Source organism: Streptomyces sp. W16 (genome assembly GCF_033194735.1).
GTDB lineage: Bacteria > Actinomycetota > Actinomycetes > Streptomycetales > Streptomycetaceae > Streptomyces.
On the sequence record NZ_JAWOAI010001237.1, the window covers coordinates 1 to 255 of the forward strand.

The window sequence follows — 255 nt, forward strand, 5'->3', positions numbered from 1 at the left end:
CGGAGGTCGAGGCGCAGGTGACGATCGTGCCGCCCTTGCGGGTGACGTAAACGCTTGCGCCGAAGGTCTCGCGGCCGGGGTGCTCGAAGACGATGTCCACGTCCTCGCCGCCGGTGAGCTCACGGATCCGCTTGCCGAACCGCTTCCACTCGCGCGGGTCCTGGTTGTGTTCGTCCTTCCAGAACCGGTAGTCCTCGGCGTTGCGGTCGATGATCGCCTCGGCGCCCATCGCCCGGCAGATGTCCGCCTTCTGGG

The 255-nt window shown here is 67.8% G+C and carries 1 protein-coding gene; it reads right to left on the reverse strand.

Going from position 1 to position 255, the window contains the following annotated elements; genetic code table 11:
* Positions 1 to 255: zinc-binding dehydrogenase (locus R6V09_RS54925; protein ID WP_317888713.1), on the reverse strand; the 255-nt coding region annotated here is incomplete at both ends.